General features: G+C 59.4%; 1 protein-coding gene. It reads left to right on the top strand.

What is annotated here, in order from left to right:
• A partial coding sequence (locus P1S46_12350; protein MDF1537255.1) for a transposase occupies positions 1-557 on the top strand: 557 nt, incomplete at its 5' end.
• Positions 558-736 lie beyond the last annotated feature (179 nt).

Here is a 736-nt window from a genome sequence, read left to right as displayed (position 1 = left end):
CTGAAGGCAAGCGGATCGGCGCGTTTCGTTCAGACAGCGCGGCGTACCAGGCGAGTGTGTTCAATTATTGTGATCATGAAGACATGGAGAAGACGAAAAAGGCGTTTCGTCTGGTGGTGGTTCGTCGTCCGGTTCAGGGGGATCTGTTTGACGGGGTGGACCCGAAAGTGCGTTACAAGGTGATCGCCTCAAACCGTGAGGAGACGGCGGAAGAGACGGTTCGATGGTACAACGCCCGCGGTGAGCACAGCGAGAACCGGATCAAGGAGCTGAAGCTCGGGCCTGGTATGGAGCGGATGCCGTGTGGACAGTTTGGCGCCAACGCGGTGTTCTTCCGGATCGGTATCCTGGCCTACAACCTGTTCCGGATGTTCGAGCTGAAGGTCCTGCCGGAGGAGTGGCGTCATCATCAACTCCGGACGGTGCGTTGGCGATTGTACCAGGTGGCGGGCAAGGTCGTGCGTCACGCCGGTCAAGTGTATCTGAAAGTCCGGCAGGCCTACTACGGTTTGTTCGCGATGATCCGGCGGAGGATCCGGATCGTCGCGATGGTGTAGGCTTCAGACCTTACAACAGTCGGCAAACGAGTTCCCGAGGGAGAACTCTACCCGAAATCCGCCGATTGGGCCTTCCCGGGCGGGGGTTCGAGTCGGATTGGTGTCATCGAATCGCGAACCGGGCTGACAGATACCCGCCAACGGAAAAAATGACCCCTCCCGCACCCCGACCCGGGACT

It is taken from the genome of bacterium (genome assembly GCA_029210545.1).
In the GTDB taxonomy this organism is placed as follows: Bacteria; BMS3Abin14; BMS3Abin14; order BMS3Abin14; family BMS3Abin14; genus JARGFV01.
This window is presented reverse-complemented; position numbering and strand designations above follow the sequence as displayed.